Source organism: Syntrophaceticus schinkii (assembly GCF_000946815.1).
Taxonomy (GTDB): Bacteria; Bacillota; DSM-12270; order Thermacetogeniales; family Thermacetogeniaceae; genus Syntrophaceticus; species Syntrophaceticus schinkii.
The window spans coordinates 1-962 of sequence record NZ_CDRZ01000204.1 but is presented as its reverse complement, the minus strand read 5'-3'; the positions used below and the strand labels follow the sequence as shown (position 1 = coordinate 962).

Annotated in this window: 1 protein-coding gene and 1 pseudogene; both read left to right on the top strand. The window is 49.8% G+C overall.

The genetic code is table 11. The features are described 5' to 3' along the window. Nucleotides 1-181: 181 nt before the first annotated feature. Nucleotides 182-634 (top strand): hypothetical protein, encoded by a 453-nt coding sequence (locus SSCH_RS07490; protein WP_044664921.1) that lies wholly within the window; start codon nt 182-184, stop codon nt 632-634. A 51-nt stretch (nt 635-685) separates the two neighbouring features. Beyond that, a pseudogene (locus SSCH_RS07485) lies at nt 686-962 on the top strand (hypothetical protein); the annotation flags it as partial.

Here is a 962-nt window from a genome sequence, read left to right as displayed (position 1 = left end):
TAACTGTCCAGTCTTATCTTGAATTATTTGCAGACGGTTGTCCGGAAAACCTACGACCAGTGGAATGCCCATCCTGTAAAGCTATGCGGAAGCTACACCGGCACGGGCAGTTACAAACGCATGGTATTCACCCTCGAAGAAGCATATTCCATACCGATATTTCGTTTCAAGTGTCCCATATGTGGTAAAACAACAGGTCTGCTCCCTCCCTTCATCGGGGAAAAAGAGCAAAACTGCCTGGGAAGTGCAAGAAGAGGTGATGCGCAAGCAGACAAAAGGCCAATCCCTGACACAGGTAGCCGGAGAACTAACAGCAGCAGGGGGACCCTACAGTGAAAAAAGCCTTTGGCGCTGGACCACCAGGTGGAACAGGCTTTTAAGGGATTCAGGTAACATCTTTTGGACACAGATCCTGCGTGTTCTGCCCCACATCCAACTGCCAGTAGGAAAAATGAAGCCCCGTACAGAGTGGGGCTGGCTTTTTAAGATATGGGACCAGGTAAGGCAGAGTTTGGAGATGATAAGTTGTTTAACTGGCTCTACAGACAGCAAAAATCAATGGCACTGGCACCAGGATAAAAAAGCCCCACACAAGCTGTCTCATGGATTGACGGCACCGCTTCGAAGAGAATGATGCTGGAAGCTTCACCAACATCTTCTTAAAAAACAAAGGAGCGGAGAAAAGATGGATTTCGAAATGCAAGAACAGATAGCGGCCTTTCGCTATGGGCTGATTGCACCGATCGTCAGCCGCCAGAGCCCCATGCTGCCAGGTGAGTTAAAGCACTTACTGGAGGAGATTGCATCCCGTACATACACAATCCCCGGCAGCCATAGAACAACTGTCAGTACCCGTACCCTGGAGCGCTACATAGCAAACTACAGAAGAGCAGGTTGGGACGGCCTGAAAACCAAAGCCGCGTCCTGCAACCAACAGAACAAGCATCCCCCTTTCGGCATTC